This window comes from Gordonia sp. NPDC058843, from assembly GCF_042743165.1.
Taxonomy (GTDB): domain Bacteria; phylum Actinomycetota; class Actinomycetes; order Mycobacteriales; family Mycobacteriaceae; genus Gordonia.
This window is the reverse complement of sequence record NZ_JBHYNC010000013.1, coordinates 54,238-69,151: the sequence shown is the minus strand read 5'-3', so window position 1 is coordinate 69,151 and position 14,914 is coordinate 54,238. Positions and strand designations below refer to the sequence as shown.

13 protein-coding genes and 1 riboswitch are annotated in these 14,914 nt (G+C 67.2%); of the genes, 8 read left to right on the top strand and 5 right to left on the bottom strand.

Going from position 1 to position 14,914, the window contains the following annotated elements:
- Positions 1-3 precede the first annotated feature (3 nt).
- Positions 4-234, bottom strand: a riboswitch (cyclic di-AMP (ydaO/yuaA leader).
- Between the two features lie 107 nt (positions 235-341).
- The gene (locus ACFW3F_RS11555) at positions 342-572 is read right to left on the bottom strand and encodes a hypothetical protein (RefSeq protein ID WP_388057355.1); all 231 of its coding nucleotides are present in this window, start codon (positions 570-572) and stop codon (positions 342-344) included.
- Positions 573-817: 245 nt separating this feature from the next.
- Between ACFW3F_RS11555 and ACFW3F_RS11550 the strand changes: the two genes are divergently transcribed.
- Together ACFW3F_RS11550 and ACFW3F_RS11545 are read left to right on the top strand one after the other, a co-directional pair.
- On the top strand, positions 818-2,650 hold the full coding sequence (locus tag ACFW3F_RS11550) for a DEDD exonuclease domain-containing protein (protein WP_388057446.1): 1,833 nt from the start codon (positions 818-820) through the stop codon (positions 2,648-2,650).
- 23 nt (positions 2,651-2,673) lie between these two features.
- Entirely contained in the window at positions 2,674-2,952 is a 279-nt protein-coding gene (locus tag ACFW3F_RS11545; RefSeq protein ID WP_014927322.1) for an Lrp/AsnC family transcriptional regulator, read from the top strand.
- Between the two features lie 59 nt (positions 2,953-3,011).
- Here the strand turns inward: ACFW3F_RS11545 and trpD are convergent, their stop codons facing one another.
- Together trpD and ACFW3F_RS11535 are read right to left on the bottom strand one after the other, a co-directional pair.
- Positions 3,012-4,082 (bottom strand): anthranilate phosphoribosyltransferase, encoded by a 1,071-nt coding sequence (trpD, locus tag ACFW3F_RS11540; protein ID WP_388057353.1) that lies wholly within the window; start codon positions 4,080-4,082, stop codon positions 3,012-3,014.
- A 100-nt stretch (positions 4,083-4,182) separates the two neighbouring features.
- Positions 4,183-4,668: a hypothetical protein gene (locus tag ACFW3F_RS11535; RefSeq protein ID WP_388057351.1), complete on the bottom strand. Its 486-nt coding sequence runs from the start codon at positions 4,666-4,668 to the stop codon at positions 4,183-4,185.
- Positions 4,669-4,821: 153 nt separating this feature from the next.
- On the opposite strand from ACFW3F_RS11535, the gene ACFW3F_RS11530 reads away from it, so the two are divergent.
- The 5 genes from ACFW3F_RS11530 (at position 4,822) to ACFW3F_RS11510 (ending at position 10,826) form a co-directional block, all read left to right on the top strand.
- The gene (locus ACFW3F_RS11530; protein WP_388057349.1) at positions 4,822-5,433 is read left to right on the top strand and encodes a heme-copper oxidase subunit III; all 612 of its coding nucleotides are present in this window, start codon (positions 4,822-4,824) and stop codon (positions 5,431-5,433) included.
- Positions 5,434-5,496: 63 nt separating this feature from the next.
- On the top strand, positions 5,497-6,393 hold the full coding sequence (locus tag ACFW3F_RS11525) for a c-type cytochrome (RefSeq protein ID WP_388057347.1): 897 nt from the start codon (positions 5,497-5,499) through the stop codon (positions 6,391-6,393).
- Positions 6,390-7,562 (top strand): ubiquinol-cytochrome c reductase iron-sulfur subunit, encoded by a 1,173-nt coding sequence (locus ACFW3F_RS11520; RefSeq protein ID WP_388057345.1) that lies wholly within the window; start codon positions 6,390-6,392, stop codon positions 7,560-7,562. The genes ACFW3F_RS11525 and ACFW3F_RS11520 overlap by 4 nt, the downstream gene beginning before the upstream one ends.
- A complete protein-coding gene (locus tag ACFW3F_RS11515) occupies positions 7,559-9,181 on the top strand; it encodes a cytochrome bc complex cytochrome b subunit (protein ID WP_388057343.1) in 1,623 nt (540 codons plus the stop codon). The genes ACFW3F_RS11520 and ACFW3F_RS11515 overlap by 4 nt, the downstream gene beginning before the upstream one ends.
- A 199-nt stretch (positions 9,182-9,380) precedes the next feature.
- Complete coding sequence (locus ACFW3F_RS11510; RefSeq protein WP_388057341.1) at positions 9,381-10,826, top strand: diacylglycerol kinase family protein; 1,446 nt, start codon at positions 9,381-9,383, stop codon at positions 10,824-10,826.
- A 104-nt stretch (positions 10,827-10,930) separates the two neighbouring features.
- On the opposite strand, the gene ACFW3F_RS11505 is transcribed toward ACFW3F_RS11510, so the two are convergent.
- Complete coding sequence (locus ACFW3F_RS11505; RefSeq protein ID WP_388057339.1) at positions 10,931-11,347, bottom strand: cytochrome c oxidase subunit 4; 417 nt, start codon at positions 11,345-11,347, stop codon at positions 10,931-10,933.
- 2 nt (positions 11,348-11,349) lie between these two features.
- A complete protein-coding gene (locus ACFW3F_RS11500) occupies positions 11,350-12,450 on the bottom strand; it encodes a cytochrome c oxidase subunit II (protein ID WP_388057337.1) in 1,101 nt (366 codons plus the stop codon).
- Positions 12,451-12,856: 406 nt separating this feature from the next.
- Here ACFW3F_RS11500 and asnB point away from each other — a divergent pair, with 406 nt between their 5' ends.
- Positions 12,857-14,782, top strand: coding sequence for an asparagine synthase (glutamine-hydrolyzing) (gene asnB, locus ACFW3F_RS11495; protein ID WP_388057335.1), 1,926 nt, complete (start codon positions 12,857-12,859; stop codon positions 14,780-14,782).
- Positions 14,783-14,914 lie beyond the last annotated feature (132 nt).

Genomic DNA, 14,914 nt, shown 5'->3' with positions numbered 1-14,914 from the left:
CTTCAGATCTTCCTCTACCGCCGACCGAGTTAGCTGTCGGGTTCGGGCCGGAAGAGTGGCCCTACACGTTTTCGAACATGAGGCATCCACTGGACACTCATGCATGGCAACGCGATTCACCCCGATTCGGAACGGATTCGCGCGAGAGACATCAGTGATGATGCGCTCCGACGAGCCCGCCCGAAGGTTGTGGTTCCCCGGTTCGCCGCGAGGGCGATTGAGCGGTGACTACTGCGGACCACTTCTGTTGAAGCGGGACGCTCCGCAAAGGTCTCAGAAAGGTTACGAAATCGGATGCGCTCTGTCCACTAGGCGACTGACAGCCAAACCTCGCCCGATTTTCAACCGGCCCGCAGCACCGTGAGAGAGGCACGCTGATCTGTGCCCTGAACTGCAGTTTTGGCCGATCTTGCAGATCGTGCAGCACCACTCGTCACCATTGCAGCAGCCTGCAGAACGTCGATTGCGAGGTCGAGTTCGGCGTCGGCGTCGGCAGTCGCAGTCGTTACCGAAACTCCACCTTCGTCCGGCATATCGTCCCAGCTCGGGCCGCCAAACAGCACCGTCATCATGCACCCGTCGCAAGCGACGGGACGAGCCGGGCAGCGCGCGCAGTCGACGTACATAGTGTGATCTCCATCTCATCTGACGGGGTGGGGCCGTGTCGGCCCTCGTACGGGTCCTTGTGACCGTGAGAGCACCGCATTTCTCACGTCCAGGTGGAGACTAGGGGCGCCCACCGACAAGTCCGTCGAACAGCGATCGACACAGCAGTCACACGAGCCACACGCCGAGCAGTCGGTGCGTCGGCGTCGTGATGTCAGTGGATCGAACTAGTGTTCGCCGGGTGACGCAGACCAGCGTGGACGGCTCCCCCGCGGGGCAGCTCACCTTCGCCGACCTGGAGGCCGCCGATCAGGTGGCCACGGGCGAGACGTCGAACGAGTTCAGCGACCGCTCCCTCTTCGACACGACCCTCGTCGTCGTCGACCTCGAGACCACCGGGTCGGACCCGGCCCGTGACCGGATCACCGAGATCGGCGCGGTCAAGATCCGCGGCGGTGAGGTCATCGGCGAGTTCGCCACCCTGGTCGACCCCGGTCGTCCGATCCCGCCCCAGATCGTCACCCTCACCGGCATCACCACCGCGATGCTGACCGACGCACCGCGGATCGAGTCGGTGCTGCCCGCGTTCTTCGAGTTCGCCCGCGGTTCGATCCTGGTGGCGCACAACGCCCGCTTCGACATGGGTTTCCTGCGCCAGAACGCGATCCGCCTCCAGCTGCCGTGGACGTTCAGCCTGAGCCTGTGCACGGTGACCATGGCCCGGCGCATCCTCACGCGCGACGAGGCGCCTACGGTCAAACTCAGCGCCCTCGCCGACCTGTTCGCCGTCTCGGTGCGTCCCACGCACCGGGCCCTCGACGACGCGCGCGCCACGGTTGAGGTGTTCCACCGACTTCTCGAACGGGTCGGGAACCAGGGCATCGCGACCGTCGGCGACCTGACGTCCTACCTGCCCCGGACAGACCCGCGGCTGCGGGCCAAGCGCTCCCTCGCCGACCACGTCCCCTCGCGCCCGGGCGTGTATCTCTTCCGCGGCCCGTCAGACGAGGTCCTCTACGTGGGCACCGCCGTGGACCTCCGCCGCCGGGTCCGCTCGTACTTCGGTGGTGGCGACCCACGTCGCCGCATCGCCGAGATGGTGCTCCTCGCGCAGCGCGTCGACATCGTGGAGTGCTCCCACGCCCTGGAGGCGGCGGTACGTGAACTGCGTCTGCTCGGTGCACACGCGCCGGCATACAACCGGCGTTCGACCCAGCCGCACAAGGGATGGTGGGTGACGCTGACCGAAGAGCGCTACCCCCGGCTGAAGGTCACCCGCACGCCCACCGACGAGTCGATCGGCCCGGTCGGCAATCGCACCAACGCGGCGACCGTGGCCGATGTGATCTCGGCGGCCGCAGGTCTGCGCACGTGCACGACGCGACCCGGTGTGAATGGTTACCACTGGTGCCCCGACGCCGACGGGAGGCGTCGCCCCGGATCGTGCCGGGCGTCGACCGCGCAGCCACAGACCGTCCCGGACTACTCCCCGCGGGTCACCGCGGCACGCCGGCTCATGCGCGGTGAGGCCGACGAACTCCTCGACGGCCTCACCTCACGCCTCGCCGATCTCGCGCAGGCCCATATGTTCGAGACCGCGGCACGGCATCGGGACCGGCTCGCGCTCACGATCGACAGCCTCGCCCGCTGTCAGCGACTGGCCGCGCTGTGCGCGATCGCCGAGATCGTCGTCGCGCGGCCCGACGGCGAACGTGGATGGCACTTCGCGGTCATCCGGCACGGACGGCTCGCGGCAGCTGGACGCGCTCGACGCGGCGTCTCCCCCATGCCCGTCGTCGACGCACTGATCGCCGCGGCCGAAACCGTGCTGCCCGGCGTCGGCCCGCTACGGGGCGCGCCGGCCGAGGAGGTCGGTCTCGTCTACCGCTGGATGACCGAGCCGGGAGCGCGCATCGTGTCGACGAGCGAGCCGGTCGCGCTGCCGGCGGGCTCGGCCGAGCGCCGGCTCGGATGGTCGCAATCAGCGCACGACGCACGTTCGGCACGGCCCGTGACGGACGCTCGCGCACGGCGGGCCGGCTGAGCGCCGCCGACTAGGCTTGCGCCATGATCACTGCCATCGTCCTCATCCAGGCCGACATCCACCGCATCCCGGAGACCGCCCAGGCCGTCGCCGACATTCCCGGGGTCGAAGAGGTCTACTCCTGCGCGGGCGACGTCGACCTGATCGCGAAGATCCGGGTCCGCGACCACGAGCAGATCGCGACGGTCGTCACCGGCAAGATCAATCGCCTACCGGGAGTGCTCAAGAGCGCCACGCACATCGCGTTCCGCAGCTATTCCAGCTCCGACGTCGAGGGCGGTTTCTCCATCGGCGAGAGCTGACGCGCCCAGATCGTGCGCGTCGCACCTCGGCGAGCCGCAGTCCGACCGGCGAGCCGCAGTCAGACCGACGCCGCGAGTTGCCCGCTGAGCTGTACCCACCGCTGGAGCAGGTCTGCGGCGGCGCCGTTGTCGATGGCCTCGGCGGCGCGATCCTTCGCCACGCCGAGCGCTGCGGTCAGCTCCGCCGCACTCATCGGCGCCTCCTGCTCGAACGCGACTATCGCACCGGCAGAATTCAGCAGCACCGCGTCGCGAACCGGTCCCGTGGTCCCGGACAGCAGTTCGCGCGCGATCGCGGCGTTGACCGTCGCATCGCCACCCTGCAGGGACGAGAGCTCCACCCGCTCGATCCCCAGATCGGTCGGGTCGATGGTCAGTTCGTTCACCTGCCCGGCAGCGACCTGCCACACCGTCGAGGTGGTGGTGGTGGTCAGTTCGTCGAGGCCGTCGTCGCCGCGGACCACCAGTGCCGATCCGCCGCGCTCGGCGAAGGCCCGCGCCAGGACCGGTGCGAGATCGGCGAAGGCGCAGCCGATCAGTCCACGCGACGGCGTCGCCGGGTTGGTCAGCGGGCCCAGCACGTTGAAGACGGTCGGGATGCCGATCTCCTTCCGAGGCGGACCGGTGAAGCGGAACGCGGGGTGGAAGACCGGCGCGAAACAGAACCCGATCCCGAGTTCCTCGACGCATCGCGCCACGGCGGCGGCGTCCAGGGAGATGTTGACGCCCAGCGCCTCGAGCACGTCGGCACCACCACTCTTCGACGACGCCGCGCGGTTGCCGTGTTTCACCACCGCGACACCCGCAGCGGCGATCACGATCGACGTCATCGTCGAGATGTTCACGGTGTGCGACCGGTCGCCACCGGTACCGACCACGTCGACGGCCGGACGGCTGACATCCACGAGGGTCGCGTGGTCGAGCATCGCCCGCGACAGGCCGAGAAGCTCCGCCGGAGCCGCACCCTTCATCTTCACGCCGACACCGAACGCGGCGATCTGGGCTCCGGTCGCACTGTCGGTCATGATCTCGTTCATCGCCCACGCCGCCTCGTCGGCGCTGAGGTCGAGACGATCGATGATCTTGCCGAGGATCTGCGGCCAGCTGAAGTCGGACTGTGCGGTGCTCACGAGCACAAAGCCTAGTGGTGCGTCTCGGAAACAGGTGGCCGGTATCCGGTGGAGCGCCGGAGATGGGGCCGCCCGATTCTCCGACGCGACTCGTGGCTGCTCAGCCGGGCGGACGCTGGAGGACGGCCCACTCGCGCGCGAATCCGCCGTGGCGCGAGCCGAGGCTGGCCATGCGGGATCGTTCCTGCGACAGGTGCATCGCGTCGAGTAGCTGGACCCGGGCGAGGACCAGCACCACGAGTCCCTCGGCGCGGGGCGACGGAGCCGGTCCCCAGCGCTCATCGGCGATGGACTCGTACCCGTCGAGTGCGGCCACCGCTGCCGCGTCTGCCTGCCGATCGGGTGGCACCTCGACGTGGTGACGCAGGATCACCTCGTCGTCCGCGCGCCAGGACGACGCCTCGAGAGCGACCGAACTGGCGATCGCATCGTCTTCGGAACGGGCGACGACCTCCACCCGCTCGCCCAGCGTCAGCGGCCCGGACTCGGCCCGGGGTCGCAGCCGCGAGCGGAGCCGCGCCAGACGACCCTGCTCGACGACGCGGCCGTTGAGGTCGCGAGGGCCGGAAGACGCCGAACTGGACATGAACACACGGTAGCCAGTCGGACGCTTCGCACGCCCCTTTCGGACACGCCGGAGGCCATCGGATACCGCCTCGGACCTGCATCTGGAGAATTGGTCGACGGCAATTTCCGACCCGGGTGGCCACCGCTTACTACGAACCGTCATACTTCACTTGTGACAAGCGCTGTAGGTACCTCAGGAACAGCCATCACCTCGCGCGTGCACTCGCTGAACCGGCCCAACATGGTCAGCGTCGGCACGATCGTGTGGCTGTCCAGTGAGCTCATGTTCTTTGCTGGCCTCTTCGCGATGTATTTCGTCGCCCGTGCCAACTCCGCGGTCGGCTGGCCGCCGCCGCCGACCGAGTTGAATCTCGCCCTCGCCATCCCGGTGACGACGATTCTCATCCTCTCGTCGGTGACGTGCCAGATGGGCGTCTTCGCCGCTGAACGCGGTGACGTCTTCGGCCTGCGGCGCTGGTACGTCATCACCCTGATCATGGGATCGATCTTCGTGATCGGGCAGGCGTACGAGTACACCGTTCTGGTCGGCCACGGCACGACGCTCGCGTCGGACGCCTATGGCTCGGTCTTCTATATGACGACCGGGTTCCACGGCCTCCACGTGATCGGCGGTCTGATCGCGTTCGTGTACCTGCTGATCCGGACCAAACTGTCGAAGTTCACCCCGGCGCAGGCAACCGCCGCAATCGTTGTCTCCTACTACTGGCACTTCGTCGACATCGTGTGGATCGGGCTGTTCGTCACGATCTACTTCATCCGATGACACCGAACACGAGCGCAGCTCGCTCCAGAACAACAGTCCGCCCCGCTTAGTAGAGAGTCACAGATGAGTTCATCTCCACCGCGTCCGTCGGATAGCGGCACCGAGGTCGGACCCGATGCCTCGGCCCGACGCTCCTCTGCACGCGACGCCGGCCGCCGCGCCAAGGCCCGACGCAAGCTCCGTCGGCGCGCAGGCGGCACCATCGTGCTGCTGGCCGGCCTCGTCATGGCAGGCGTGCTCGCGTCGGTCCTGACCCCCGACCCCCAGGTCGCGGTCGCCGACGAGAGCAATGCCGCGATGATCGACGACGGTCGCAAGCTCTACGAGACCTCGTGCATCACCTGTCACGGCTCCAACCTGCAGGGTGTGCCCGATCGCGGTCCCTCACTGCTCGGCGTCGGCGACGCCGCCGTCTACTTCCAGGTGTCGACCGGCCGCATGCCTGCGGCCCGTGGCGAGGCCCAGGCCCAGCGCAAGCCCGCGAAGTTCACCACCGAGCAGATCGACCAGCTCGGTGCGTACATCCAGGCCGAGGGCGGCGGGCCGCAGGTGCCGCGCAACGCCGACGGCACCGTCGCGATGGGTGAGCTCCGCGGCGACAGCATCGGTCGCGGCAGCGAGCTGTTCCGGCTCAACTGCGCGTCCTGCCACAACTTCACCGGTCGCGGTGGCGCACTGTCCTCGGGCAAGTTCGCACCCAACCTCGACGGTGTCAACGAGGCACAGATCTACACCGCCATGCTGACCGGTCCGCAGAACATGCCCAAGTTCTCGAATCGACAGCTGGATCCGGAAGAAAAGCGGGACGTGATCGCCTACGTCAAGTACGTCAGCGAGGCCAAGCCCAGCGGCGGCCTCGGACTCGGCGGATTCGGCCCGGTGAGTGAGGGCATGGTCATGTGGTTCGTGGGCGTCATCGCCATCGTCGCAGGCGCCATGTGGATGGGATCTCGAGCATGAGCGCCAACAACAACGGCAGCGGGGACAAGAACGTCCCGTCGCGGGACGAACTCGACCAGATGAGCACCGACGAACTGGTCAAACTCGGTACCAATCTCGACGGGGTCGAGATCATCCACCGGTCCGAGCGTTACACGGTGCCCGGCACCAAGGTCGAGAAGCGTGCCGAGCGCCAGGTGGCCATCTGGTTCACCATCGCCGGCGTGTCCGCGCTCGCGTGCCTCGGCATCTTCCTGTTCAACCACTGGGAGTTCGCCCTTCCCGACGACCCGAACTACTGGTGGTACACCTTCAACACGCCGCTGTTGGGCGTGACGTTCGGCCTGTCGGTGCTCGCCATCGGCGTCGCGATGATCCTCATCACCAAGAAGTTCATCCCGGCGGAGATCTCGGTCCAGGACCGCCACGACGGCGGATCGGCCGAGGTCGACAAGAAGACGATCGTCGGACTCCTGCAGGACACCGGCACCACCTCGACCCTGGGTCGACGCAAGATGATCATCGGCTCGGCCGGTTTCGGTCTCGGCGCCTTCGCGGTCACCGGGCTCGTCGCCTTCCTGGGTGGCTTCATCAAGAACCCGTGGGCCGAGGGTCCCGATTCGCCGCTGTGGCACTCGGGTTGGTCCCCGATCTACAACCCGCCGGAAGCGCCCAACGAGACCATCTACATGCGTCGCGACACCGGCAACCCGTTCCAGGTCGCACTGGTCCGGCCGGAAGATCTGGACGCCGGCGGCATGGAGACCGTGTTCCCGTGGCGTCGTTCGGACGGGTTCGGCGAGTCCGAGCACTCCCGCCACCTGCTCGAGGAGGGCCTCCACCTGGTCCGCAACCCCGTCATGCTCATCCGTCTGCGTCCCGAGGACGCGGCCCGCGCCGTCAAGCGCAAGGGTCAGGAGAGCTTCAACTACGGTGACTACTTCGCCTACACCAAGGTCTGCAGCCACCTCGGCTGCCCCGCCTCGCTCTACGAGCAGCGGAGCAACCGCATCCTGTGTCCCTGCCACCAGTCGCAGTTCGACGCGCTCGAGTACGCCAAGCCCATCTTCGGACCGGCCGCCCGTGCGCTCGCCCAGCTGCCGATCACGGTGAACAACGAGGGCTACCTCGTTGCCGCAGGCGACTTCATCGAGCCCGTCGGACCGGCATTCTGGGAGCGTAGATCATGAGCATCGCCGATCGTCTCGGCACTCAAGCCGAAGAAGTTGACTCGCGATATCACCTCGCCGCGGGTATGCGCCGCCAGATCAACAAGGTGTTCCCCACCCACTGGTCGTTCATGCTCGGCGAGATCGCCCTCTACAGCTTCATCATCCTGCTGGTCTCGGGCGTCTACCTGTCGCTGTTCTTCGATCCGTCGATGACCCGCGTCGTGTACGACGGCGCCTACCAGCCGCTCAACGGCGTGATGATGACCAAGGCGTACGAGACCACGCTGAACATCTCGTTCGAGGTGCGTGGTGGTCTGTTCGTCCGGCAGATCCACCACTGGGCGGCACTGCTGTTCGCGGCGTCGATCATCGTCCACATGGCGCGCATCTTCTTCACCGGTGCGTTCCGTCGTCCGCGTGAGGCCAACTGGATCATCGGCTGCCTCCTGCTGGTGCTGGCGATGTTCGAGGGCTTCTTCGGCTACTCGCTCCCCGACGACCTGCTCTCGGGCACCGGCGTCCGCGCCGCGATGAGCGGCATCGTCCTGGGTATCCCGGTCGTCGGTACATGGATTCACTGGGCGCTGTTCGGCGGTGACTTCCCCGGCGTGATCATCATCCCGCGCCTCTACGTGCTGCACATCCTGCTCTTCCCGGGCATCATCCTGGCGCTGATCGGCGCGCACCTCGCGCTCGTCTGGTACCAGAAGCACACGCAGTTCCCCGGCCCCGGACGCACCGAGAAGAACGTGGTCGGCGTCCGGATCATGCCGGTGTTCGCCGCCAAGGCCGGCGCGATGTTCGCCTTCGTCACCGGCGTGCTCGCGATCATGTCGGGCATCTTCCAGATCAACCCGGTCTGGAACATCGGTCCGTACAACCCGGCGCAGGTGTCCGCGGGATCGCAGCCGGACATATACATGATGTGGACCGACGGCCTGATACGTCTGTTCCCGGCGTGGGAGCTCTACCTGGGCAACTACACGGTGGTCATGTCGAACTGGGTCGTGCTGATCATGACGATCATCTTCGGTGTCATGTTCGCGTACCCGTGGATCGAGAAGAAGCTGACCGGCGACGACGCGCATCACAACCTGCTGCAGCGTCCCCGCGACACCCCGGTGCGGACCGCGATCGGTGCCATGGCGTTCTCGTTCTACATCCTGCTGACGATCGCGTGCATGAACGACATCATCGCGTTCAAATTCCACATCTCACTCAACGCGACGACCTGGATCGGCCGTATCGGATTGATCATCCTGCCGCCGCTGGTCTACTTCATCGCGTACCGCTGGGCGATCTCGTTGCAGCGCAGCGACCGTGAGGTCCTGGCCCACGGCATCGAGACCGGCATCATCAAGCGGCTCCCGCAGGGTGAGTACATCGAGGTCCACCAGCCGCTCGGCCCGGTCGACAGCCACGGGCACCCGATCCCGCTCCCCTACGAGGGTGCGGCTCTGCCCAAGCGGATGAACAAACTCGGTTCGGCAGGTGCGCCGGGTACCGGCTCGATCCTCACGGCCGATCCGCCGGAGGAGCAGCTGCGCAACGTCGAACTCGAGCACGAGATCGAAGCCGGCGAACGCAAGGCTCTCCGCGAGCTGCAGGCCAAGGGCGGCAACCCCTTCGGCGAGTAGCCGACTGCGAGGAGTTCTCGCACACGACCCACCGCGGGCCGTCGAGCACCATCAGGTGCACGACGGCCCGCGGTGCGTTCCCGGCCGCACACCACTCCCCTCCCCCACGTCGCTGCCCCGGCGGGTCCGATGTGGCACGGTGTACCCCATGCGCCGGTTACCTCCCCGAAGTTCCGGTCTGTCCCAGATCACCCGCGGGATGGGCACTCTCGACGCCGAGATCTACGACTCGATCGCTCGTTCCCCGAGCCCCCTGCTGGACGCGACGATGCCGGTACTCACGCGGGCCGCCGATCACTCCAAGCTCTGGACGGCCATCGCGGTCGGGCTCGCGGTGTCCGGGCGGCCGTCTCTGCAGCGCGGCGCCGCGCGCGGGTTGGTCTCGCTCGCCGTGACGAGTGTCGTGACGAACCAGGGGGCCAAGCGCGTCCGCCGCCGGTCACGTCCCGCACACGGCCTGATCCCGCTGTCCCGACGCGGACACCGGCGCCCGACCTCGAACTCGCTGCCGTCGGGGCACTCCGCGAGCGCCGCCGCGTTCGCGGTGGGTGTGGCGGTGGAGAATCCACCTGCGGGCCTGCTGCTGTCCGCTCTGGCGGGGCTCGTGGGGTTGTCCCGGGTGGCGACCGGTGCCCACTATCCCGGCGATGTCGTCGCCGGGCTCGGCATCGGTGCCGCGATCGCGACCATCGGTGCGCGCGTCGTGCCGCCCATCACCGAACCGTCACTGTCTCTTGCCGCACCGTCGGTCGTCGATGTGCGCCCCAATTCCGACGGTGCAGGTCTGGTCGTCGTCGTGAACCCGGGGTCCGCGGATGGCCGCGGGCGTCGTGTGGTCGAGACGATCCGTGGGAGACTGCCGGCCGCCGAGATCATCGAACTCGACGAGACCGACGACATGGCAGCCGTTTTCGCCGAAGCCGCGACCCGCGCGGAGATCCTCGGGGTGGCCGGCGGCGACGGCACCGTGGCATGCGCAGCCGCACCGGCACTCGCCGCCGACATCCCGCTCGCGGTCTTCCCGGCCGGCACCTTCAACCACTTCGCCCGCGACATCGGTTGCGGCACGGTGGACGCCACCATCGCGGCCATCCGGTCCGGGTCGGCGTCCCGGGTCGACGCGGTGTGGCTCAACGACTCCCGGCTGATCCTGAACACCGCCAGCATCGGCGCGCACCCCGACTTCGTCCGGATGCGGCGACGATTGCAGCGGAGGATCAGCCGGCCGCTCGCGACGGCGGCAGCTGTGCTGCACGTCCTCCGCAAGGACCCGCACGTGCGAATCGAGGTGGAGGGCCGGGTGCTCGACGCGTCGCTGTTCCTCGTCGGCAACTCGATCTACCAGCCCACCGGCTTCCTGCCCGCACGCCGTGTCCGACTCGACGACGGACTCCTCGACGTACGGATTCTCGAGACGAGCCACCGCTGGGCGGCACTGCGGCTCTTGGGCTCACTGGCCCTCGGACGCCTCGAGCGCTCCCACCTGTACCACGAGATGCAGGTTCCCGAGTTCCGGTTCACGGCCGTCGACGGCCCTGTCGCCGTCTCGCACGATGGCGAGGTCGAGGATTCGTACTCCCGGGCCGACTTCCGGGTCGACTACCGCGTCCTCAAGGTGTTCCGGCCCGCCCGAGAGCGGTCCTGACCCGGCAGGCCGACCGCACCTCCACCGCAACGCGACGAGCCCCACCGGTGATATCCGGTGGGGCTCGTCGCGTGCAGGTCGTACATGGCGTGTGGTGCGCCGCCTCAGTGCTTCTCGGGACCGACGTGGTACTCGAAGACCAGTCCGGCAGACGTGCCCATGATGACCACGGCCGCGAAGATCGAGAGCCAGAAGTTGCCGGTGGCGAAGCCGACCGCGAAGGTCGAGGCACCGAGCGCGATCAGGATGGGCCACCAGGAGTGCGGGCTGAAGAAGCCCAACTCACCGGCGCCGTCCTCGATCTCGGCGTCTTCGTAGTCCTCGGGGCGGATCTCGACGCGCCGGGCGACGAACCGGAAGAACGTGCCCGCGATGAGCGTCAGGCCGGCCGCGAAGAACAGGCCGACGACGCCGACCCACTCGATGCCCTTGCTGGTGAAACCGGTGAAGAGGGTGTACGCGACGCCCGTCAGAAAGAAGAAGGCGGTCAGCATCTCGAAGAGGCGTGCCTCGATCTTCATCGTCAGCTCACTTTCTTGGTGCAGTTGGCGAGAGTCGGGTCGTCCGGATTACCCGTGGCACCGACCGAACCGTCGGTGGCGCGGCGGGTGTCGAACGGCACCGTGGTCACCGATTCCGGCGCCTGGCAGATCGCCTCGAGAGCCTCGGCGTTCGTGGCTCCCGGGTTCGCCTCACGGAACCGGATGTAGCTGTCGAAGTCCTCCGGCGCGACCGCGCGAACCTCGAAGTTCATCATCGAGTGGTAGGTGCCGCACATCTCCGCGCAGCGGCCGACGAACGCTCCGGTCCGGTCGATCGACTTGATCTGGAAGACCGGGTCGGTCGCGTTCTGCTCCGGGAACGGGAACACGTCGCGCTTGAACAGGAACTCCGGCACCCAGAACGAGTGGATGACGTCGGCCGAGGCGATGTTGAACTCGATGCGCTTGCCGGTCGGCAGAACCAGCACGGGGATCTCCGACGACGAGCCGACCGTCTCGATCCGGTCGAACTTCAGGTAGTCGCGGATGTCGTCGTCACGACCGCCGGCCGGGCCGGGGAGCTCGCCGTGCTCGCCACCGTGGTCGCCGCCACCGGCGTGCTCGCTCTCCGAACCGCTACCGGTCTGCTCCTGGACCTCGAACGGGTTGCCGTTCTGCTCGAAGCCGTCGTAGGTCGTGCCGTCGGAGAACTCGACCTGGTTGTAACCGAACTTCCAGTTCCACTGGAACGCAGTCACATCGACGACGACCTTCGAGTCGTCGTTCTTGCTCTCGACGTTGTTCTGCACGATCACCGTGAAGTAGAAGAGCACGGCGATGATCACGAACGGGATGGCCGTGTAGGTGAGCTCCAGCGGCACGTTGTACGCGGTCTGGCGCGGGAACACGCCCTTCTTCGCGTCGTTCGCACGGTGGAACGTGATCGTCCAGAAGATCAGCGCCCAGACCAGGATGCCCATGACGAGCGCCGCGATGACCGACCAGGTCCACAGATCGACCATCTCTTTGCCGTCGGGCGTGACGCCCTCGGGCCAACCGAAACGCATCGCCTCACTGGCGTCGCAACCCGACATCAGCAGTGCGCCGAGGCCGAGAGTGGCGACGAATCCCAGTCGCTTCATCGTCCGCGACGCTGATGAGACACGCCTCGCTCGGGGCCGTCCACCGTGTGCCAATTTCACGCCTTCCTGCTCGCTCACCGGCGCCCTCGCGCCGAGGTGAGTGCATGCCACATGACCTGCACGGGGCAAGGTCTTGCCGTGGACACACAGCAATTCTTGCACCTAGTACTACGCAGCGTAGACCAACCCGCGGAAGCTGTCGGAATCGGGGCGCGATCGGTGTCGTGTCCCGCTCGTCCCTACCCGTACCGGTGTCCGCGACTCACCGACAGCCGTCCTGTTCGCTCGCGTCGTCCCACCCCCGCCACGTCGGACCGGACCGTCCGCTTCAGGCATACTCGGACGCGATCCGGCGCGGCGCGGGGAACCCGTGCGTGTACTGGCAACTGAACGGAGAGAACGAGACGTGTGTGGTCTGCTCGGCCTGCTGACATCCGACGGAACGGCCGCCGATGTCGTCGAACCGGTGGCGGTGGCCTCGCATTGCATGCGGCATCGCGGACCCGACGAACCCGGCACATGGCACGACGACGACATCGTGTTCGGGTTCAACCGGCTCTCGATCATCGACATCGAGCATTCGCATCAGCCCCTTCGCTGGGGCCCGCCCGAGAACCCCGACCGGTACGCGCTCGTGTTCAACGGCGAGATCTACAACTACCTCGAGATCCGCGCCGAACTCGCGAAGGACGAGGGCGCACTGTTCCGCACCGAGGGCGACAGCGAGGCGATCGTCGCGGCGTTCCACCACTGGGGCCCCGACGCGGTCCGACGCCTGCGCGGCATGTTCGCGTTCGCGATCTGGGACACCGAGAACCGCTCGCTCTTCCTCGCCCGCGATCCGTTCGGCATCAAGCCGCTGTTCGTGGCGTCGGGACCCGGCGGGCTGATCTTCGGCAGTGAGAAGAAGAGCCTTCTCGAACTGATCGAGCGGGTCGGGTTGTCCACGGAGCTCGATCCCCGCGCCATCGAGCACTACACCGTGCTGCAGTACGTCCCCGAGCCCGAGACCATCCACGCCTCGATCCGGCGACTGGAGTCGGGCTGCCACGCGACCGCGACGCCGGGGAGTCCCCTGTCGATCCGGCGCTACTTCACCCCCCAGTTCGGTGTCCGTCCGGTCACCGACGCCACCCGTCAGAAGCGCTACGACGAGATCGCCGACGTCCTCGCCGATTCCGTCGCCAAGCACATGCGCGCCGACGTCACGGTCGGGTCGTTCCTCTCCGGCGGAATCGACTCGACGGCGATCGCCGCGCTCGCGATCCGGCACAACCCCGACCTCATCACCTTCACCACCGGTTTCGAGCGCGAGGGCTACTCGGAGGTCGATGTCGCCGCCGAGTCCGCGGAGGCGATCGGCGCCCGGCACGTCGTGAAGGTCGTCGGGCCGTCGGAGTTCATCGAGGCGATTCCCTCGATCGTCTGGTATCTCGACGACCCGGTCGCCGACCCCGCGCTCGTCCCGTTGTATTTCGTGGCGGCCGAGGCACGTAAACACGTCAAGGTCGTGCTCTCCGGGGAGGGCGCCGACGAGTTGTTCGGCGGTTACACGATCTACAAGGAACCGCTGTCCCTCGCCGCCTTCGACCGGCTACCCCGTGTGCTGCGGCGTGCCGCCGGCAAGGTCTCCGAGCGGATTCCGGAGGGAACCCGCGGCAAGAGCCTGCTCCACCGCGGCTCACTCACGCTCGAGGAGCGCTACTACGGCAACGCCCGCAGCTTCGACGACGCGCGGCTTCGCGCGGTGTTGCGCGACTACCGCCCCGAGTGGACCCACACCGACGTCACCGCGCCGATCTACGCGATGAGCGAGGGCTGGGATCCGGTGGCCCGCATGCAGCATCTCGACCTGTTCACCTGGCTTCGTGGCGACATCCTGGTCAAGGCGGACAAGATCACGATGGCGAACTCGCTCGAGTTGCGGGTGCCCTTCCTCGACCCGGAGGTCTTCGCAATCGCCGAAGGTCTCCCCCACGACGAGAAGATCGCCCACGGCACGACGAAGTACGCGTTGCGCAAGGCACTGGAGCAGATCGTCCCGGCGCATGTCCTGCACCGCAAGAAACTCGGCTTCCCGGTCCCGATCCGGCACTGGCTGGCCGGTACGGAGATGTTCGACTGGGCGCACGAGACCATCACGAACTCCCAGACCGACCACATCTTCGCCAAGGACGCGGTACTCGCGATGCTGAACGAGCATCGAGAGGGCGTGGTGGACAACAGCCGTCGACTCTGGACGGTCCTGATGTTCATGGTCTGGCACGGCATCTTCGTCGAGGGCACGATCGTCCCGGAGATCATCGATCACACCTACCCGGTGCGGGTCTAGTCCGGAATCCCGCTCTGCGGCAACCGAACCGCCCCTGCAAACCGCCCTGAGCAACGGAGTCGACGACGATGGGTCGCCGAGTCCCGCACGGAGGGCTTCTTTCGGGGGCGTTTTTCGGGGGCGGTTGTCGGC

Bases quoted from the DNA above. Each gene is read 5' to 3' on its own strand.
- ACFW3F_RS11525 (WP_388057347.1), top strand. From the start codon at position 5,497: ATGAGTTCATCTCCACCGCGTCCGTCGGATAGCGGCACCGAGGTCGGA.
- ACFW3F_RS11555 (WP_388057355.1), bottom strand. From the start codon at position 572: ATGATGACGGTGCTGTTTGGCGGCCCGAGCTGGGACGATATGCCGGAC.
- ACFW3F_RS11520 (WP_388057345.1), top strand. From the start codon at position 6,390: ATGAGCGCCAACAACAACGGCAGCGGGGACAAGAACGTCCCGTCGCGG.
- ACFW3F_RS11535 (WP_388057351.1), bottom strand. From the start codon at position 4,668: ATGTCCAGTTCGGCGTCTTCCGGCCCTCGCGACCTCAACGGCCGCGTC.
- ACFW3F_RS11515 (WP_388057343.1), top strand. From the start codon at position 7,559: ATGAGCATCGCCGATCGTCTCGGCACTCAAGCCGAAGAAGTTGACTCG.
- ACFW3F_RS11550 (WP_388057446.1), top strand. From the start codon at position 818: ATGTCAGTGGATCGAACTAGTGTTCGCCGGGTGACGCAGACCAGCGTG.
- ACFW3F_RS11505 (WP_388057339.1), bottom strand. From the start codon at position 11,347: ATGAAGATCGAGGCACGCCTCTTCGAGATGCTGACCGCCTTCTTCTTT.
- ACFW3F_RS11545 (WP_014927322.1), top strand. From the start codon at position 2,674: ATGATCACTGCCATCGTCCTCATCCAGGCCGACATCCACCGCATCCCG.
- ACFW3F_RS11500 (WP_388057337.1), bottom strand. From the start codon at position 12,450: ATGAAGCGACTGGGATTCGTCGCCACTCTCGGCCTCGGCGCACTGCTG.
- ACFW3F_RS11510 (WP_388057341.1), top strand. From the start codon at position 9,381: ATGGGCACTCTCGACGCCGAGATCTACGACTCGATCGCTCGTTCCCCG.